The organism is Yoonia litorea (genome assembly GCF_900114675.1).
Taxonomy (GTDB): Bacteria; Pseudomonadota; Alphaproteobacteria; order Rhodobacterales; family Rhodobacteraceae; genus Yoonia; species Yoonia litorea.
This window is the reverse complement of sequence record NZ_FOZM01000001.1, coordinates 1-17223: the sequence shown is the minus strand read 5'-3', so window position 1 is coordinate 17223 and position 17223 is coordinate 1. Positions and strand designations below refer to the sequence as shown.

Genomic DNA, 17223 nt, shown 5'->3' with positions numbered 1-17223 from the left:
TCAATTCAGGTTCACATGAGCGGAGCCTCGGGGGGCGTTCATGTTGGAGCGCAACGAAAGGGCAGCGCCCGGACCTCGGGGTGGGCGCTTCTTGGTTTGGGTTGTGTGCTTGGGTGCCAGCGGCCAAAACGGTGGTTCTGATTGCTGCGTTGCAAAGGCGCCCTCCCCGTGGGGGAGGGTTTGGACCGTCTTGGAAATGATCCGGTGGATCATTTCAGGTTCAAACGGGCGGAGCCCCGTCGCAGGCGCTGCCCGGCGATGCCGGGCGGGGAAGTATTTGCGCTTCTCCAAGCGGCTGACTGTAGGTCTTTTTTGAGGGACGAAGTGAGCTTTCACTGCACCTGGGCAAATGTCCGCTCCGGTCTGCTGTACGTGCAGAACGTTCCACATCAACCGCATTCAGCGCCACTTACGTCGTCCGATCCGCATGGACTCTCTCGCGCCAGATGATGAGCAACCCGCCCCCGACGATGAGGAACACAGCGGGGATAAGGTCATCGAAAGGGGCCTCCGCAAAGAAGAGCCAGCCCAGCACGAAGGAGGACGGGATGCCGAAGTAGTGAAACGGCGACAGGCTGGAAGGATCCGCCATGCGGTTGGCCGTCGTCATGCCGTAGGCAGCCAGCCCGCCGACAACCCCCATGCCAGCCAACCATAGCCAATCCGTGAGCGCTGTGACCCCTGAAAAGCCGACCGTTGCCACCACGATGATCGTCGCGCCGATGAGGGCGGTGCTCGTGTAGTAGAGATTGATGAGCGCGGTCGGCACGGCTGTGTCAAAGAGCTTGGCTGTGACGCTTGTGCTGGCGAAGCCCATGGCGGCGAGGATCGGAAGCACCGAATACCAGCCGAAGTCGGAACCATCGGGGCGAAGAATCAGGATCACTCCGAGGAAGCCTATTGCGACCGCTAACCACCGCCAGAGCCCAATCCGTTGCCCGAGGATCGGCACGGAGAGAGCTGCGATGAAGAGTGGTCCTGCGAACACCAGGGTCGATGCAGTTGCAAGATCCATGTAACGCAAAGAAAGGTAGAGGCTCATCTGCGCGAACACGCCGAGGCATCCCCGAGCAATTGCGAGGGGCCATTGTCGGAAGACGACCGGCCGTCTCGCATCGGCCCAGCCACGCGACGTAACGAGAATAGCGAGGGCAGGGACGAGGCCGAAGAGGTTTCGGAAGACCGTCAGCTCCTGTGTGGAGTAGCGCGATCCAAGATGCTTCACGATCGCGCTCATGACGTCGTAGAGGACGAGCGCGAGGATGATGACAAGGACTGCCCGGAGGAACGAGGGGGAGGAGTTGGTAGCGGTTGTCATTCGGCCTCCGGCAGCAAGGGTGCGCCGCACCGAGCGACTCACTTCGAGCTGTCGATAACAGGTTGACAGAATTGAAAAAATAGGGCTTATGGCAAACGCCAAGAGTCGATTTTGCTTTTGGGAACACCCCTTAGACCCGACCCGCGCCGGCCTCCGAGACGCAAGAGGTCGCCCTTGGAACCTGCGGGTCCCAGCTCAGCCTGTGCATACCACCAGCTGCGTCCATGGAAGACGCCGAAGAGAGACCGGCTTGACCGTTGCATTGGGGTCGTCGTCAGGTTTCAGAACAGTTGCATAGGAGCTTCCAGAGACATGGAGACGCCGGACGCCGCCGTTCGTCCATCGCGCAGCATCATGAAACTTGGGCTCAGAGTAGTCTTTCGCTGCGAACGTGATGAAGATCCGCTACCGGCCCTAAGCCGACCATCGCTTCGGGGCTGAGCGCTGCGGCGCAGCTTCACGAAAGCGGCCATTCGACCATCGCGCAGCATTTTTTGACAGCGAAGGTCGGCAGTGCGGACTTTGCTGCCGTTGGCCAGTCGGATAGACTTGCTACAAGCTGAGCAATCAAAGGACGTCGCTTGTGGAATTCGTGAATTTCTGGATTATCATCGGCGCTTCCCTGCTGGGAGGATTAACGCCCGGACCCGCAACTCTCGCTATTGCAGGCACATCAATGGCGCGCGGTCGGACCATGGGCCTTGCACTTGCCTGGGGCGTTACGGGCGGATCAATGGTCTGGGCCATCTTTGCCGCCTTGGGTTTCGGCGCGATCCTCGCTGCGAACCAGTGGCTTGTCGAAATCATACGGTATGCCGGAGCAGCCTACTTCGCCTGGCTCGGTTATAAAGCCGCGCGCTCTGCAGTACGTGCCAAACACTTGGAAACAAAAGATATCGGCACAGCTTCCCATCTTGTCGCTTGGACGAAGGGTGCTTTGATCCATTTGACCAATCCAAAGGCTGTGATCTTCTGGGGATCTATCTTTGCAATTGGCTTGCAGCCGGGCGCTCACCACGGGTCGATTGCGTGGGTCGTCGGAACCTGTGTAGCGATCAACTTTGTTCTCGTGACTGCTTACGCATTGCTTTTTTCGAGCCGTCCAATGACACAAGCCTACTTGCGTGCACGCAGATGGCTCGAAGCGGCCTTTGCAGCCTTTTTTGGAGGTGCTGCCTACTATCTTCTGGCGAACCGCACCACCTAATGGATGCAACTCTATTTGGAAGGTCTGGGCTCAGACCCGCCGTTCGCCACAACGCAGCAAAACCATCCCAAAGCAAAACGCCCCGCGGTTTCCTGCGAGGCGTTTCTTTATTTTATAGCTCCGGGCCCATGCCCCTCAGTCCATCAGGACACCGGGGCTCCGCCCGTTCGCCGCTGAAAAGGTCCACTGGACCTTTTCCAAGACGCGGCTCACCCCTTCTCTTCGATGATCTCGACGAGGTGGGGGATGGCGTTGACCATGCCGCGCACGGACGGGGTGTCTTCCAGCTCACGGGTGCGGTTCATTTTGTTCAGGCCCAGACCGATCAGCGTTGCACGCTGCTTTTCAGGGCGACGGATCGGAGAGCCGATCTGCTTGACGACGATTGTTTTTGCCATGTCTCAGGTCTCCTTACGCGTCTGCTGTCGCTTCAGCGACAGGGGCGTTATGGGCAACATCGGACTGCTCGTCGATGACATCACGCTTTGGCAGGATGTCGGCGACCTTCTTGCCACGACGCTGGGCGACGTTGCGCGGGCTCTGCTCTTTCTTGAGGCCGTCGATGGTTGCACGGATCATGTTGTACGGGTTCTGCGAGCCGATGGACTTGGACACGACGTCCTGTACGCCCAGCATTTCGAAGACGGCACGCATTGGACCACCGGCGATGATCCCGGTACCAACTGGTGCGGTGCGCATCACAACGCGGCCAGCACCGTGGCGGCCTTCGATGTCGTGGTGCAGGGTGCGGCCGTCGCGCAGTGGCACGCGGATCATCTGGCGCTTGGCTTGTTCAGTGGCCTTGCGGATCGCCTCGGGCACTTCTTTTGCTTTACCCTTGCCGAAACCAACGCGACCCTTCTGGTCACCCACAACGACGAGCGCTGCGAAACCGAAGTTCTTACCGCCCTTTGTTGTCTTGGATACCCGGTTGATGGCGACCAGACGGTCGGCAAACTCGGGTGCTTGCTCTTCACGATTGCGGCCACGGCCGCGGTTTTCACGTTCTGCCATCGATGGCATCCTTTATATTGTGGGCGGTTGCCCGTTTGTCCGATCCCAGTGGCCCAGCAGACCCCGGATCATCGAAGCCGGGGCGGACCCCGGCTTACGCTTACGTTTAGATTTTCAGACCACCTTCACGGGCAGCATCGGCCAAAGCCTTGATCTTGCCGTGAAACAGGAAGCCGCCACGGTCGAAGTATGCCACTTCGACGCCTGCCTTCTTGGCACGCTCTGCGATTGCAGCGCCCACCTTGGCAGCGGCTTCGACGTTGTTCTTGCCAACAACACCCAGATCCTTTTCGAGCGAGGATGCCGACGCCAGTGTGACGCCGTTGACATCGTCGATCAGCTGGACGCTGATGTTCTTGTTCGAACGGTGAACCGAAAGACGGGCACGGCCTTGGTTGGCTGTGACACCGCGAAGCTTGTTCCGGACGCGCATACGGCGCTTCAGAAACAGTTGTCTCTTGCTGTTTGCCATTTTTGCGTTCCTTACTTCTTCTTGCCTTCTTTGCGGAAGATATACTCACCCTTGTACTTGATGCCTTTGCCCTTGTAGGGCTCCGGCTTCCGCCAAGCGCGAATATTCGCCGCAACCTGACCAACCTGCTGTTCGTCGATACCCTCGACGATGACATCGGTTGGCTTTGGCGCTGTGACTGTGATGCCTTCTGGCACTTCGAAGTTCACATCGTGGGAGTAACCCAGCGACAGCTTCAGAGTGTTGCCCTGCATCTGTGCACGGTAACCAACACCCGACAGCTCAAGCTCTTTCTTGAAGCCTTCGGACACGCCTGTGGCGAGGTTGGCGACCATGGTGCGGCTCATGCCCCACTGCTGGCGCGCACGCTTGGACTTGCCGCGTGGCTCAACAGTGACGGTGCTGCCGTCCACAGTGATGGTCACATCGTCGGTGGCCTTGAAGCTACGGGTCCCCTTGGGGCCTTTCACTTCGATTGTCTGACCTGACACGCTGGCAGAGACGCCTGCGGGCAGTTCGACCGGTTTTTTACCAATACGAGACATGATTTCCCCTTAGAATACAGTGCAGAGCACTTCACCACCAACATTGGCGGAACGTGCGGCTGCATCCGACATCACACCCTTGGGGGTGGAGACAATCGACACACCCAGGCCCTGACGGACGGATGGGAGGTCATTGGCGCCCATGTAAACGCGACGACCGGGCTTGGAGACCCGCTTAACTTCGCGAATGACAGGAGTGCCCTCGTAGTACTTCAGGCTGATTTCGAAAGCAGGATGGCCGTCTTTGCCGTCCTTCTTTTCGTATCCGCGGATGTAGCCTTCGTCGGAAAGCACATCGAGAACCCAACCACGCAGCTTGGACGCAGGTGTTTCCACCGTGCTTTTGCCGCGCATTTGGCCGTTGCGGATGCGTGTCAGCATATCACCGATAGGATCGTTCATAGCGCGTTCTCCTTACCAGCTCGACTTGACCATGCCGGGGATCTCGCCATTGGAACCGAGGTCCCGCAGCGCGATACGGCTGATCTTGAGTTTACGATAGTAGGCGTGTGGACGCCCGGTGAGCTGGCAACGGTTGTGCAAACGTGTCGGCGACGAGTTCCGTGGCAGTTTTGCGAGTTCAAGAGTTGCCTTGAAACGCTCCTCAACCGGAACCTCTTTGTCGTTGATGATTGCCTTCAGAGCGGCACGCTTTTCGGCATACTGCTTGACCAGCTTTTCACGCTTCACTTCGCGTGCGATCATGGATTTCTTAGCCATATCTAATTTCTCCCTGGCGCTTAGCTGTTGAACGGCATGTTGAAGGCTTTCAACAGTGCCTTTGCTTCAGCGTCAGTGTTCGCTGTTGTGCAGATGACGATGTCCATGCCCCAGTTCTCATCGATCTTGTCGAAGTTGATCTCAGGGAACACCAGATGCTCTTTGATGCCGGTGGCATAGTTGCCGCGGCCATCGAAGGATTTGCCGGAGACACCGCGGAAGTCGCGGATACGTGGCATCGCTACAGTGATCAGACGGTCGAGGAATTCGTACATCCGGTCGCCACGCAGGGTCACTTTCGCACCCAGTGGCATGCCTTCACGGACGCGGAAGCCAGCGATGGACTTTTTCGCGCGTGTGATCATGGCTTTCTGACCAGCGATCGTTGACAGATCTTCCTGAGCGGTCTTTGCTTTCTTGCTGTCACGGACAGCTTCTGCACCGCAGCCGATGTTGAGAACGATTTTCTCAAGCTTCGGGATCTGCATTTCGTTCTTGTAGCCGAACTCTTCTTTCAGGGCGCCGCGAATGGTCTTCGCATAGGCGTCCTTGAGGCGGGGGGTGTAGTTTGCAGCGTCAAGCATCAGATCGCATCCCCTGTTGTCTTGGCGAAGCGGACCTTCTTGTCGCCATCCATGCGGAAGCCGACGCGGGTTGCTTTGCCGTTCTTGTCAACGATTGCCAGGTTCGACAGCTCGATCGGCATCGCCTGAGGTGTACGACCACCCTGGGTTGCCTGTGTTTGCTTCTGGTGACGGATGGCCATGTTGATTCCATCGACGATTGCCTTGCCAGACTTTGGATCGACAGAAGAGATCGTGCCCTTCTTGCCTTTGTCCTTACCGGCGAGGACGACCACGTCATCACCCTTGCGGAGTTTCGCAGCCATATTACAGCACCTCCGGAGCGAGCGAGATAATCTTCATGAAGTTCTTTGCGCGCAGCTCGCGAACAACTGGCCCGAAGATACGGGTGCCGATTGGCTCGTTGTTGTTGTTGAGGATGACAGCAGCGTTGCTGTCAAAGCGGATGGCTGTGCCATCTTCGCGGAACACTTCTTTGGCGGTGCGTACGACAACAGCCTTGCGGACGTCGCCCTTTTTCACGCGACCGCGTGGAATGGCTTCCTTCACCGATACGACGATAATGTCACCGACACTCGCGTAACGACGGTGGGAACCACCCAGAACCTTGATGCACTGAACACGGCGTGCGCCGCTGTTGTCAGCAACATCCAGATTGGTCTGCATCTGGATCATTTGGTTTCCTTCCGACCTTTGGGCAATTCCCGATTTCTGTCCGGGGGCCCAGGGTTTCGATTAAAGGAAGTGCGCGCCCTTAGGAGGCGATCACTTCCCAGCGTTTCGTTTTCGACTTTGGCGCACATTCCTGAATGCGGACGGTGTCACCGACGTTGAAAGCGTTGTTTTCGTCGTGAGCACGATATTTCTTCGACTTACGGACGGTCTTTTGCAGCAGCGGGTGCTTGAAACGACGCTCGACAGATACTGTCACGGTCTGTTCGTTCTGGTTGCTTGTCACAACCCCTTGCAGGATACGCTTAGGCATTGATTAAGCCTCCTTGGCGGCCGCTGCGGCCTTTTCGTTCAGAATTGTCTTTACCTTTGCAGCATTGCGGCGCGCGTTGCGCATCGCGGCTGTATTTTCAAGCTGGCCGGTGGCCTGCTGGAAACGCAGGTTGAAAGATTCTTTTTTCAGATTTGCCAGTTCCTCACGGAGCTGATCGGGCGTCTTGTCCCGCAGTTCATTGGCGTTCATGCCATTTTCCTTTGTCAACATCACCGGCAGGCCGTACGAAACGTCACCCGATTCCCGGTGGAGTGGGTGTAGAAGTGGGCCGTATAGGGGGGTTTGGATGGTGTGGCAACCCCTTTGGGCCAAAGAAAATTGGGGCGTGCGGACCCGCCCCGCGGCACCGCCGAGCAGTCCCCGACCCTCCCCACGGGAGGGGGCTTCACCCCCACCCAGGGTCGCGGGCTGCCCTCGCCTCTATACGGGCGGCGTCGGGGGCGGTAAGACACCCTTATGTTACAAATCAAATCCCTCTTCGCGACCCGCCTTTATCATGCCAAGCTCTCGGACCACGGCAGCCCCGTGGATGCCGACGAACTGCTGGCGTCTTGCTTCTCCATCGCCGATGATGACGAGGCGGGGCAAGAATGGTGCGAGACGCAGGGCTATCCGGGCTATACCTCCTATGCCTCGCTCACCGATCTGCCGTGGCGGTTTCCGATCTTTGCCGACATCGTGACAGCACTGGATGCTCATGTGGCCGCCTTTGCCGAGGATCTGGCGTTTGATCTGGCAGACCGCAAGCTGGTGCTTGAGGATATCTGGATCAACATCCTGCCCGAAGGCGGCATCCACACCAGCCACATCCACCCCCACTCGGTGATCAGCGGCACGACCTATGTCGCGATGCCGGACGGGGCGAGTGCGCTGAAACTCGAAGACCCGCGCCTGCCGATGATGATGGCCGCACCTGTGCGGAAAAAGGACGCGCGGGATGAGTTGAAGGCGTTCTACTATGTAAAGCCCGAGGTGGGCGACGTCCTGCTCTGGGAAAGCTGGCTGCGCCACGAGGTGCCGATGAATATGTCGGAAGATGATCGGGTGTCGGTGAGTTTTAACTATCGGTGGGAGTGATGACCGGACCGGACCTTTGGTCCGGCAAACGCTCCGGGGGAGCGTTTGAGGTCATCACGGGCGGAGCCCAGTCTGGTTAGGTCACGGTCAGAGCCATTGTCGCGGTGAACCCCGACCTACGGGTCTCGCGTTACGTAGGTCGGGTTTCAGCCCGACATGTCTCGCACAAAACAAGGGCAGCGCCCGGACCTCGGGGTGGGCGCGCAAACGCCCGAATGACGCGCGACCTCACATCACTTGAGAAACCAGTTCCAATCGCACCACCGCAAAAGCGCCCTCCCCATGGGGGAGGTCCGGGCGCTGCCCGGCGATGCCGGGCGGGGCGTTGGATCGATAGAAAAACAAAACCCCCGCCGATTTCTCGACGGGGGTTTCTTTTCTCTCGCAATCAGCGTGAAACGCTAGATCACCAATCCTCGCGAACCACGGTCCGTGTCTTGATCGGCAGCTTCATCGCGGCCAGACGCAGGGCTTCGCGGGCGATGTCTTCGTTGACTCCGTCAATTTCGAACATCACGCGGCCTGGCTTGACCTTGCAAGCCCAGAAGTCGACCGAGCCCTTACCTTTACCCATACGCACTTCGATAGGTTTCGAAGTCACAGGCAGGTCCGGGAAGATACGGATCCACACACGGCCCTGACGCTTCATGTGACGTGTCATGGCGCGACGTGCAGCTTCGATCTGACGTGCGGTGATCCGCTCTGGCTCAAGGGCTTTCAGACCGTAGGAGCCAAAGTTCAGGTCAGACCCGCCTTTGGCTTCCCCACGGATGCGGCCTTTGTGCATCTTGCGGAATTTTGTACGCTTTGGTTGCAGCATATCCTATGCCCTCCTTAGCGGCGCGGGCCGCGAGGGACAGCGCCCTCTTGCAGCTCGGCATGTTTGCGGTCGTGCGCAGACGGATCATGCTCCATGATGTCACCTTTGTAGATGAACACCTTGATGCCGATGATACCGTAAGGCGTCATTGCCTCATAATGCGCATAGTCGATGTCGGCGCGCAGGGTGTGCAGCGGCACGCGGCCCTCACGGTACCATTCGGTACGCGCGATTTCAGCACCGCCCAGACGACCGGCGAGGTTCACGCGGATGCCCAGGGCGCCCATGCGCATTGCGTTCTGCACGCCACGCTTCATTGCGCGGCGGAAGGACACACGACGCTCAAGCTGCTGACCGATGGATTCAGCGACCAGCTGTGCGTCCAGTTCCGGCTTGCGGACTTCGACGATGTTCAGGTGCAGCTCGGAATCTGTCAGGTTCGACAGCTTCTTGCGCAGACCTTCGATGTCAGCACCCTTTTTGCCGATGATCACACCGGGACGGGCTGCGTGGATCGTCACGCGGCACTTTTTGTGCGGACGTTCGATGATCACGCGGCTGATGCCGGCCTGTGCGCATTCCTTCTTGATGAAGTCCTTGATCTTCAGGTCTTCTAGCAGAAGATCACCATAGTCCTTGGTATCTGCATACCAACGGCTATCCCAGGTGCGGTTGACCTGGAGGCGCATTCCGACGGGGTTTACTTTGTTACCCATTATGCTTGCTCCTCAACTTGACGCACCTTGATGGTGATTTCGGCGAATGGCTTGATGATCTTCCCGAAACGACCGCGTGCCCGTGGGCGACCGCGCTTCATCGTCAGGTTCTTACCAACATAAGCCTCGGCAACGACGAGTTCATCGACGTCAAGGTTGTGGTTATTTTCAGCGTTGGCGATGGCGGACTGAAGGCATTTCTTCACGTCCTGTGAAACGCGCTTTTTGGAGAAAGTCAGGTCGTTCAGAGCCTGTTCGACTTTCTTGCCGCGGATCATACCAGCAACGAGGTTCAGCTTTTGCGGGGACGTACGGAGCATGCGCAGTTTTGCCATTGCTTCGTTGTCGGCCACGCGGCGGGGATTCTTATCCTTGCTCATGGCTTACTTCCGCTTCGCTTTTTTGTCAGCAGCGTGACCGTAATAGGTGCGGGTTGGCGAGTATTCACCGAACTTCTGACCGATCATGTCTTCTGTGACGTTGACAGGGATATGCTTCTTGCCGTTGTAGACGCCAAACGTCAGACCAACGAACTGAGGCAGGATGGTGGAACGACGCGACCAGATCTTGATCACTTCGTTGCGGCCGCTTTCGCGGACAGCTTCGGCCTTCTTGAGGACGTAAGCGTCGACGAATGGGCCTTTCCAGACGGAACGAGCCATGATTAACGGCCTTTCTTCTTAGCGTGACGCGAACGCACGATAAGGCGCTGCGATGCTTTGTTCTTGTTGCGGGTACGCTTACCCTTGGTGTCCTTGCCCCATGGGGTCACAGGCGTACGACCACCGGATGTGCGGCCCTCACCACCACCGTGCGGGTGGTCGATCGGGTTCATGGCAACACCGCGGACAGATGGGCGGATACCCTTATGGCGGTTGCGGCCGGCTTTACCGATGTTCTGGTTGGAGTTGTCAGGGTTGGACACGGCACCAACGGTGGCCATGCATTCCTGACGGACCAGACGGAGCTCACCGGATGACAAACGCACCTGTGCGTAGCCACCGTCGCGACCGACAAACTGGGCGTATGTGCCGGCTGCGCGGGCGATCTGACCGCCTTTGCCTGGCTTGAGTTCGATGTTGTGAACGATTGTCCCGATTGGCATGCCGCTGAATGGCATGGCGTTGCCAGGCTTGATGTCAGCCTTGGCGGAGGCAATCACCTTGTCACCAACAGCCAGACGCTGTGGGGCAAGGATGTAATTCTGTGTGCCGTCTTCGTACTGGATCAGTGCGATGAAAGCGGTCCGGTTCGGGTCATATTCGATGCGGGCGACAACGGCGGACATGTCCATTTTGTTGCGCTTGAAATCGACGATGCGGTAAAGACGCTTTGCGCCCCCACCAATGCGACGCATGGTGATCCGTCCGGTGTTGTTCCGGCCGCCCGACTTGGTCAAACCCTCAGTGAGGGCTTTGACTGGACGTCCTTTCCAAAGCTCCGAACGGTCGATCAGCACCAGCCCACGCTGGCCCGGCGTCGTCGGTTTGTACGACTTGAGTGCCATGTTAGCTTCTTCCGTTTGCTTAGGCGCCCCGGACCTGATCCGGGGCTATGTGGTAAAGGGCCCCGAAGGTCCCCGACGATAAAACACGCGAGCCCCGGACGAATCCGAGGCTGCGGGAATGCGCGGGGTATAGAGGGGGATGGCAGGGGTGGCAAGGGGTTAGGTTTCATCTAGTCGTAGTCACCGGAATGATCGCATCGCCTAAGCTTCTGAACCACTTTTCAGATTTCAGTTTGCTATTCGCAGTGGTCTTTAAGAAGTTGGCCGCACCACCTTGTCTGAGCGCCAAAGAATGTCACAATTTCCGATCCTGACTGATAATGTTCGCGTTGTCGAAAATGCGCTGGTCGTTCCGCCCGTGGTTTATCGCGGCCCATGCGGTGTCTTCGAAGCGGATGGCCGCTTCGTTGAAGAAAGTCGGGAATATACGTCACCTTTTGAGCCGGTGCCTGCGCCGCCCGTCCCCGACCACAATGACGAAGTTCCATTTCAAACTGGGACCTATCTTTATGGCGGATGGATGCAGGGGCATTTTGGCCATGTCCTCGTCGAGACTGTCGCGCGAAGTTGGGCAATAGACAGTAGGCGTTCGGAATTGGACGGTTTTGTCCTGATTTCGCGCGGGCCCCGCACCTTATGGAACTCCCGCCGCAAACATCGCCCGATACTGGATTTCTTTTATCAAGGGCTGCAAGATCTTCCCCTCTCACAGCCACGACGATTTGAAAGACTGATCGTGCCTGATGCAGGATGTGGGGTGGGTTTACGGATGAAAGGGTCCGCCGCATTCCGGAAATATGTCCAATCGCTTTCGATCCCGGCAGATCAATCCAGTCTACCCGACAAGATATACATTTCGCGTCGCAAACTGCGAGCGAGTCGTGGGCGCTTTACGGGTGAAGGGCGTTTGGTTCAGGCGCTAAAATCTGCGGGCTATGTTGAAGTACATCCGCAAAAGATGACTTTTGAAAAGCAAGTTCAGATCATCAGCAACGCCCGCTTCATCATCTCACCGGATGGATCGCCACTTCACCTCGCATCTTACTTTGCGCGACCAGATGCAAAAGTTGCGATGATTGTCCGACGACTGCCAGAGACCCCAACGCTGATCGCCGCCCAGTTTGAACACCTTCAGGGCAGATCTATGATTTCTGTCAATGAAGTGAAGCGAATTTGGAAAGATGCGGTTTCGGACCGCATCGAGACTGAAGTTCTCTCAGAGATTGATCTCGAGCGCGCGATTAAAGTCTTGGCCGCCGGTCAGATGATCAGTGCAATTCCGGAAATAGCAAACCTCTCAGGAGAAGAGGTCGCCGCAGAAATCTCATCATACACCAGAGGCGATCTCGAAGTTTTAGTCCCTCATGAGGCCACATAGGAGATCTTCGAAACGCGCGGTGGTGGCTTGAGGCTTCGCCTTCACCGCTCCATCGCCCCCTTCCCTGCCAGTATCTTCTCCCGAAACTTCGCGATCCGTGCCACCCGCGTTGCTGACTGCTTGGCCTGGCCCAGATTAAACGCATAGCTCTTTTGCCGTCCCGGGGTCAGGGCGGCGAAGGCTTCGGCCAATTCCGGGTCGGCGTCGAGCGCGTCGATCAACTCGTCGGGGATCGGGATGTCGCGCACGACTTTGAGTGCCTTGATCCCTGTCTCGGCATAGTCCATCGCCTCGCGCAGGTAGGCGCGGATAATCTCTGCCTGCTCAGTCACCTGACCATTTGTGACGAAGCGGATCATATCGGGGTTTTGTGTATTGGCGCCCTGCTTTTCCAGAATACCCTCTGGGTCCTTCATCAAAGCTGCGTTGAAAAACGACAGACGAAAGTTGTCGCGGAATGCGCCCATGATCGCGATATTGCGCCCGGCGTGCATGTAGCAAGGGTGGCCCCATTTGACGTGTTCGGACAGACCGACATCTAGACAAAGCCGCCGGAGGGCCGCCTGCCCTTCAGCCCAAATCCGCGCCGAGCAAGCGTCGGTGTCAAAGCGATCACACCGACCACAGCCTTTGGTGAAATAGTCCTCAATTTCAGTGATCATCGCCATTGCATGGTCCCTTCACGTATCCGCGACAAGCCTTGGGGCCGCCCGCCGGTCAGATGACTATACGCGATAGAATACCTTGCGATTGACGATATCCGAATAGGACCGCCGCTGTCGCAAAGCGCGCTTGATCGGCAGCGCGAAGAAGTACTTAGCCTGAAGGTCACGCCAGCGCACATCTATCGCGGCTGTCTTGTCGCGCTCCCCTTGCGAGAGACGGTGGAAGCTTTCGTCAAAGCAGTCCCGAAGATCGTCAGCTACCGCTGGCTTAAATATGTAGCAAGCCGTGGTCTTAAGGTTCGAGGAAATCGCCAGGAGGTCCGATATCCCGATGCCATTCTTTGCCGCATAGGCCAGACAAAGGACGCTGAGCCTTTCGTCATTTGCGAAGGCATTGATGGCGGCGTCAATTTCCGCTCGGGAGGCAAGAAACTCGCAATCGTCCTCACATACCATCGTCAAACGGTCCGGGTGCGGGGTTACACTGGCGATCAGATCACGATGGGATTGTGCACATCCGATTGAGCCACGCTCATTTTCGCGCGCCTCAAAGCGGGCGTAATGCGATATGCCAGCTTTCGCGAACTCTTTTTCGATCTGCTGCCGCCGGTCTTCGCGCTTGGCCAGATTGATATAGTGGATATCGCAATCATTCAGACCGCGCTGCACCGTTTTGGTTTCGCTACGCGGATTGGCACGATTGTAGGTGACCCATCTTTCTTCAAGTGCGGCATCCTGCTTTGGGTATTTGCCGCGTCGCCACGTGATTTCCTGTTCCATGTCGCCCGATGTGTCAGCCAAACTGGGCCGCAGAGTTGCAAGCATGACCGGGAAAGACAACACGCAAACGCAAAAGGCCCCCGCGTGGTGCGGGGGCCTTCCGTGATTTCAGTCGATTGATCTCTTACAGACCGGTCGAGACGTCGATGGTGTTGCCTTCTTCGAGCGTCACGTAGGCTTTTTTGACATCCTTGCGGGTGCCAAGCTGGCCGCGGAAACGCTTGACCTTGCCTTTTGTGATCGTGGTGTTCACCGCTTTGACCTTGACACCAAAGAGGCTTTCAACAGCTTCCTTGATCATTGGTTTGTTCGCGTCGATCGCAACTTCGAAGACAACGGCGTTCTGCTCAGAGGCCATCGTTGCTTTCTCGGTGATGACCGGTTTGCGGATCACATCGTAATGTTCTGCTTTGGCGTTCATGACAAACGAGCCTCCAGAGCTTCGACACCAGCTTTGGTCAGAACAAGTGTGTCTGACTTGAGGATGTCGTAAACGTTGGCACCCATAGATGGGAGAACGTTCAGGGTTGTGATGTTGGCAGCCGCCTTTTTGAAGTTTTCGTTCACTTCGGCACCGTCGATCACCAGCGCACGCTTCCAGCCGAGGTTGCCGACCATCTTGGCCAGTGCACCTGTCTTGGCGTCCTTGATTTCGATAGTGTCAACGATCACCAGCTCTCCAGCCGCCACTTTTGCGGACAGAGCGTGCTTGAGACCAAGCTTACGGAACTTCTTTGGCAGATCGTGGGCATGGCTACGTGGGGTTGGGCCCTTGTAGACGCCACCGGAACGGAAGATCGGTGCACCACGGGAACCATGGCGTGCGCCGCCTGTGCCCTTCTGGCGATAGATCTTCTTGGTGGAATAGCTCACTTCGGAACGGCCGAGCACGTCGTGTGTGCCTGCCATTGCCTTGTTGCGCTGCCATCTGACGACACGGTGCAGGATGTCCTTGCGGGGCTCCAGACCGAAGATTTCGTCGTTCAGTTCGACGGAACCGGCTTTTTTGCCGTCCAGTTTGATTGCATCAGCCTTCATTGTTCTCGCCTCCTTCTTCTGCGGCGGCTTCGGCTTCAGCAGCATCGATGGCAGCCTGTTCAGCTTCGGCAGCGGCCTTTGCTGCTGCTTCTTCTTCTGCGGCGGCCTGTGCGGCGGCTTCTTCAGCCAGACGTGCGGCTTCTTCGTCAAGCGACTTGAGGCCGGCAGGATAGATCACGTTCTCAGGGATCGGCTTTTTGACCGCATCCTTGATGGTGACCCAGCCACCTTTGGCACCAGGGACAGCGCCCTTGACCATGATCACGCCGCGGTCTGCGTCAGTCTTGACGACTTGCAGGTTCTGCGTTGTGACCTTGGCAGCGCCCATGTGGCCTGCCATTTTCTTGCCTTTGAACACCTTGCCAGGGTCCTGACACTGACCGGTGGAACCATGCGAACGGTGAGAGATCGAAACACCGTGTGACGCGCGCAGACCACCAAAGTTGTGGCGCTTCATCGCACCGGCAAAACCTTTACCGATGGATGTGCCTGAGACGTCGACAAACTGACCTTCGAAGTAGTGGTTCGCTGTCAGCGTTTCGCCCACGTTGATCATGTTCTCAGGGGCCACGCGGAATTCGGCAACCTTGCGCTTTGGTTCGACCTTTGCTGCTGCAAAGTGACCACGCATGGCTTTCGATGTGCGCTTGGCCTTGGCATTGCCAGCGCCCAACTGGACAGCGACATAGCCGTCCTTGTCAGCGGTCCGCTGTGCAACGACCTGAAGGTTTTCGAGCGAAAGAACGGTCACAGGGATCTGCTTGCCGTCTTCCATGAACAGTCGGGTCATCCCGACTTTCTTTGCGATAAGTCCGGTACGGAGCATATGAAACCCTCCTTATACGGAAATCTGAACGTCAACACCGGCAGCCAGGTCGAGCTTCATCAGCGCGTCCACGGTCTGTGGTGTTGGGTCGATGATGTCGAGAAGACGCTTGTGCGTGCGGATCTCGAACTGATCGCGGGATTTCTTGTCGATGTGAGGTCCACGCAGAACGGTGAACTTCTCGATTTTGTTTGGAAGTGGGATCGGCCCACGCACGGAAGCGCCTGTACGCTTGGCTGTGCTGACGATTTCCTGTGTGCTTGCATCAAGCACCCGGTAATCGAACGCCTTGAGGCGAATACGGATGTTTTGGCTCGCTGCCATGTCATCACCCTTTAGAGCAGGGTTGAGATCGGAGAGGAGGGCAATGGCTCATCCAGAACCCTCATCGCGTCTTTGTCCAACGAAATAGGGCGCGCGAAGGCGCACCCGTTGGATGTGGGGCGTATAGGGGGAGTCGGGTGGGCTGTAAAGGGGGTTTTGGCGAAAGAAATCGGTGGCATTTGTCGGTTCAAAGCGCCCCGGACATGCTGTCAGCCTTCTGTGCTGATGCAAACCATATCGCATCCAAGATACCGGGTTGCGACATACCGCGTGGACTCTGCTTGCACGCTATCCGCATCGAGCGGGTCACAGACTATTTCACCCTGCGGTACGCCGGCTTGGGCCGTTCTTCCACGGGCCAGCGGTGATAGGTAGTTTCGCGTATACTCGCGTCGGAGAAGGATTTCTGGCTCTCGTCCAAGTGCGCCAGCGCCACTGGTAATGACAACTGGTCACGACGCGAGTACCTCAGCACGTGCGCATACCAGATTTCCATTGCGCGGATACAATCGGAGTGCATATGTCTGCGCGCCAGCATCCCTCCCCAGAAAGGCTTTTGTTCCATCAGATCAGGATAGAATTCCTCTGTGTAGCGCATTTGTTCTGTGATGATCCGGTCATAGTCAAACTTGCCGAGGCGGACCTTCCGGAACTCCTGCTTCAGCGATTTGCGCTGTGAGTGGCGCATCCCGCCGAACACATGTTCTGGCGTCGGCATCAGGTGGCCCCAGAGTTCCGTCGCCGGTGCCCTGAGCTGCACATTGCTGTCGATGAACAGGGACTCCGTGTAATCGGCAAAAATGCGATGCGGGCACGTTTTGAATTCGCGGCTACTGCGAAATGGATCACCCGGAAGAATTGGGCTGACCTGCCGCAGTGTCCAGCCATTGGCGTCAATATCATCACGGTCTGTGAGGCAGATAAAGTCGACGCCCTCCTCTGGCGCGACTGGCCGCAGGTCGTAAACGGCACCGATTGCCATCGTGTAAACCAGCAAGCTGTTGTTGGACAACGTCACACCCTCTCGGTTCGATGTTGGAGTTGTTCACGATGGGTCGTGGCCATGCAAGGGAAAGGTCGCCCGTCCTGCCAAGTAAAAAAAGGCCGCCCCGTTTCGGAGCGGCCTTTCTCTATTCTCGCAGCGGTCGGGCTTGTGCCCGGGCGGCGTTTTACTCGGTGATCTTGGAAACAACACCGGCGCCGACGGTGCGGCCGCCTTCGCGGAT

Annotated in this window: 27 protein-coding genes; 3 read left to right on the top strand and 24 right to left on the bottom strand. The window is 57.4% G+C overall.

Going from position 1 to position 17223, the window contains the following annotated elements:
- Positions 1-409: 409 nt before the first annotated feature.
- Entirely contained in the window at positions 410-1318 is a 909-nt protein-coding gene (locus BM316_RS00135) for a DMT family transporter (protein ID WP_090202433.1), read from the bottom strand.
- A gap of 583 nt (positions 1319-1901) precedes the next feature.
- Here BM316_RS00135 and BM316_RS00130 point away from each other — a divergent pair.
- Positions 1902-2525 (top strand): LysE family translocator, encoded by a 624-nt coding sequence (locus tag BM316_RS00130; RefSeq protein WP_131802524.1) that lies wholly within the window; start codon positions 1902-1904, stop codon positions 2523-2525.
- A gap of 209 nt (positions 2526-2734) precedes the next feature.
- Here the strand turns inward: BM316_RS00130 and rpmD are convergent, their stop codons facing one another.
- The 11 genes from rpmD to rpmC all read right to left on the bottom strand — a co-directional run bounded on the left by rpmD (position 2735) and on the right by rpmC (position 7055).
- On the bottom strand, positions 2735-2923 hold the full coding sequence (gene rpmD / locus BM316_RS00125) for a 50S ribosomal protein L30 (RefSeq protein WP_090202427.1): 189 nt from the start codon (positions 2921-2923) through the stop codon (positions 2735-2737).
- A 13-nt stretch (positions 2924-2936) separates the two neighbouring features.
- The gene (gene rpsE / locus BM316_RS00120; protein ID WP_090202424.1) at positions 2937-3539 is read right to left on the bottom strand and encodes a 30S ribosomal protein S5; all 603 of its coding nucleotides are present in this window, start codon (positions 3537-3539) and stop codon (positions 2937-2939) included.
- A 106-nt stretch (positions 3540-3645) separates the two neighbouring features.
- Positions 3646-4011 (bottom strand): 50S ribosomal protein L18, encoded by a 366-nt coding sequence (rplR, locus tag BM316_RS00115; protein ID WP_090202421.1) that lies wholly within the window; start codon positions 4009-4011, stop codon positions 3646-3648.
- Positions 4012-4022: 11 nt separating this feature from the next.
- Positions 4023-4556, bottom strand: a complete 534-nt coding sequence (gene rplF / locus BM316_RS00110) for a 50S ribosomal protein L6 (RefSeq protein ID WP_090202419.1) — start codon at positions 4554-4556, stop codon at positions 4023-4025.
- 9 nt (positions 4557-4565) lie between these two features.
- The gene (rpsH, locus tag BM316_RS00105) at positions 4566-4958 is read right to left on the bottom strand and encodes a 30S ribosomal protein S8 (RefSeq protein ID WP_090202416.1); all 393 of its coding nucleotides are present in this window, start codon (positions 4956-4958) and stop codon (positions 4566-4568) included.
- A 12-nt stretch (positions 4959-4970) separates the two neighbouring features.
- The gene (rpsN, locus tag BM316_RS00100) at positions 4971-5276 is read right to left on the bottom strand and encodes a 30S ribosomal protein S14 (RefSeq protein ID WP_090202412.1); all 306 of its coding nucleotides are present in this window, start codon (positions 5274-5276) and stop codon (positions 4971-4973) included.
- 20 nt (positions 5277-5296) lie between these two features.
- Complete coding sequence (gene rplE / locus BM316_RS00095) at positions 5297-5860, bottom strand: 50S ribosomal protein L5 (RefSeq protein ID WP_090202410.1); 564 nt, start codon at positions 5858-5860, stop codon at positions 5297-5299.
- The gene (gene rplX, locus BM316_RS00090; RefSeq protein ID WP_090202407.1) at positions 5860-6165 is read right to left on the bottom strand and encodes a 50S ribosomal protein L24; all 306 of its coding nucleotides are present in this window, start codon (positions 6163-6165) and stop codon (positions 5860-5862) included. Before rplX ends, rplE begins: the two co-directional genes overlap by 1 nt.
- 1 nt (position 6166) lies before the next feature.
- A complete protein-coding gene (gene rplN / locus BM316_RS00085) occupies positions 6167-6535 on the bottom strand; it encodes a 50S ribosomal protein L14 (RefSeq protein ID WP_019953318.1) in 369 nt (122 codons plus the stop codon).
- A 79-nt stretch (positions 6536-6614) separates the two neighbouring features.
- On the bottom strand, positions 6615-6845 hold the full coding sequence (gene rpsQ / locus BM316_RS00080; protein ID WP_090202405.1) for a 30S ribosomal protein S17: 231 nt from the start codon (positions 6843-6845) through the stop codon (positions 6615-6617).
- 3 nt (positions 6846-6848) lie between these two features.
- Entirely contained in the window at positions 6849-7055 is a 207-nt protein-coding gene (gene rpmC, locus BM316_RS00075; protein WP_090207260.1) for a 50S ribosomal protein L29, read from the bottom strand.
- 267 nt (positions 7056-7322) lie between these two features.
- On the opposite strand from rpmC, the gene BM316_RS00070 reads away from it, so the two are divergent.
- Positions 7323-7943 (top strand): TIGR02466 family protein, encoded by a 621-nt coding sequence (locus BM316_RS00070; RefSeq protein WP_090202402.1) that lies wholly within the window; start codon positions 7323-7325, stop codon positions 7941-7943.
- A 406-nt stretch (positions 7944-8349) separates the two neighbouring features.
- Here the strand turns inward: BM316_RS00070 and rplP are convergent, their stop codons facing one another.
- Genes rplP through rplB form a run of 5 tightly spaced genes read right to left on the bottom strand, consistent with a single transcriptional unit; the run spans position 8350 to position 10986 of the window.
- Complete coding sequence (gene rplP, locus BM316_RS00065; protein ID WP_090202399.1) at positions 8350-8763, bottom strand: 50S ribosomal protein L16; 414 nt, start codon at positions 8761-8763, stop codon at positions 8350-8352.
- A 14-nt stretch (positions 8764-8777) separates the two neighbouring features.
- Entirely contained in the window at positions 8778-9479 is a 702-nt protein-coding gene (rpsC, locus tag BM316_RS00060; RefSeq protein ID WP_090202397.1) for a 30S ribosomal protein S3, read from the bottom strand.
- The gene (gene rplV, locus BM316_RS00055) at positions 9479-9859 is read right to left on the bottom strand and encodes a 50S ribosomal protein L22 (protein WP_090202394.1); all 381 of its coding nucleotides are present in this window, start codon (positions 9857-9859) and stop codon (positions 9479-9481) included. Before rplV ends, rpsC begins: the two co-directional genes overlap by 1 nt.
- A 3-nt stretch (positions 9860-9862) precedes the next feature.
- Complete coding sequence (gene rpsS, locus BM316_RS00050; RefSeq protein WP_090202392.1) at positions 9863-10141, bottom strand: 30S ribosomal protein S19; 279 nt, start codon at positions 10139-10141, stop codon at positions 9863-9865.
- Between the two features lie 2 nt (positions 10142-10143).
- On the bottom strand, positions 10144-10986 hold the full coding sequence (rplB, locus tag BM316_RS00045) for a 50S ribosomal protein L2 (protein WP_090202389.1): 843 nt from the start codon (positions 10984-10986) through the stop codon (positions 10144-10146).
- A 292-nt stretch (positions 10987-11278) separates the two neighbouring features.
- On the opposite strand from rplB, the gene BM316_RS00040 reads away from it, so the two are divergent.
- Entirely contained in the window at positions 11279-12364 is a 1086-nt protein-coding gene (locus BM316_RS00040; protein WP_090202386.1) for a glycosyltransferase family 61 protein, read from the top strand.
- Between the two features lie 41 nt (positions 12365-12405).
- On the opposite strand, the gene BM316_RS00035 is transcribed toward BM316_RS00040, so the two are convergent.
- The 7 genes from BM316_RS00035 to BM316_RS00005 form a co-directional block, all read right to left on the bottom strand.
- Positions 12406-13032, bottom strand: coding sequence for a YdeI/OmpD-associated family protein (locus BM316_RS00035; protein ID WP_207493574.1), 627 nt, complete (start codon positions 13030-13032; stop codon positions 12406-12408).
- Between the two features lie 57 nt (positions 13033-13089).
- Positions 13090-13830 (bottom strand): glycosyltransferase family protein, encoded by a 741-nt coding sequence (locus BM316_RS00030; protein WP_131802523.1) that lies wholly within the window; start codon positions 13828-13830, stop codon positions 13090-13092.
- Between the two features lie 103 nt (positions 13831-13933).
- A complete protein-coding gene (locus tag BM316_RS00025; RefSeq protein ID WP_090202380.1) occupies positions 13934-14230 on the bottom strand; it encodes a 50S ribosomal protein L23 in 297 nt (98 codons plus the stop codon).
- Entirely contained in the window at positions 14227-14847 is a 621-nt protein-coding gene (gene rplD / locus BM316_RS00020; RefSeq protein ID WP_090202377.1) for a 50S ribosomal protein L4, read from the bottom strand. The genes BM316_RS00025 and rplD overlap by 4 nt, the downstream gene beginning before the upstream one ends.
- Positions 14837-15673, bottom strand: coding sequence for a 50S ribosomal protein L3 (rplC, locus tag BM316_RS00015; RefSeq protein ID WP_090202374.1), 837 nt, complete (start codon positions 15671-15673; stop codon positions 14837-14839). The genes rplD and rplC overlap by 11 nt, the downstream gene beginning before the upstream one ends.
- A 12-nt stretch (positions 15674-15685) precedes the next feature.
- Entirely contained in the window at positions 15686-15997 is a 312-nt protein-coding gene (gene rpsJ, locus BM316_RS00010) for a 30S ribosomal protein S10 (RefSeq protein ID WP_090202371.1), read from the bottom strand.
- A 313-nt stretch (positions 15998-16310) separates the two neighbouring features.
- Positions 16311-17009 carry a glycosyltransferase domain-containing protein gene (locus BM316_RS00005; protein ID WP_131802522.1) on the bottom strand — a complete coding sequence of 233 codons (699 nt, stop codon included), beginning with the start codon at positions 17007-17009 and terminating at the stop codon, positions 16311-16313.
- Positions 17010-17223 lie beyond the last annotated feature (214 nt).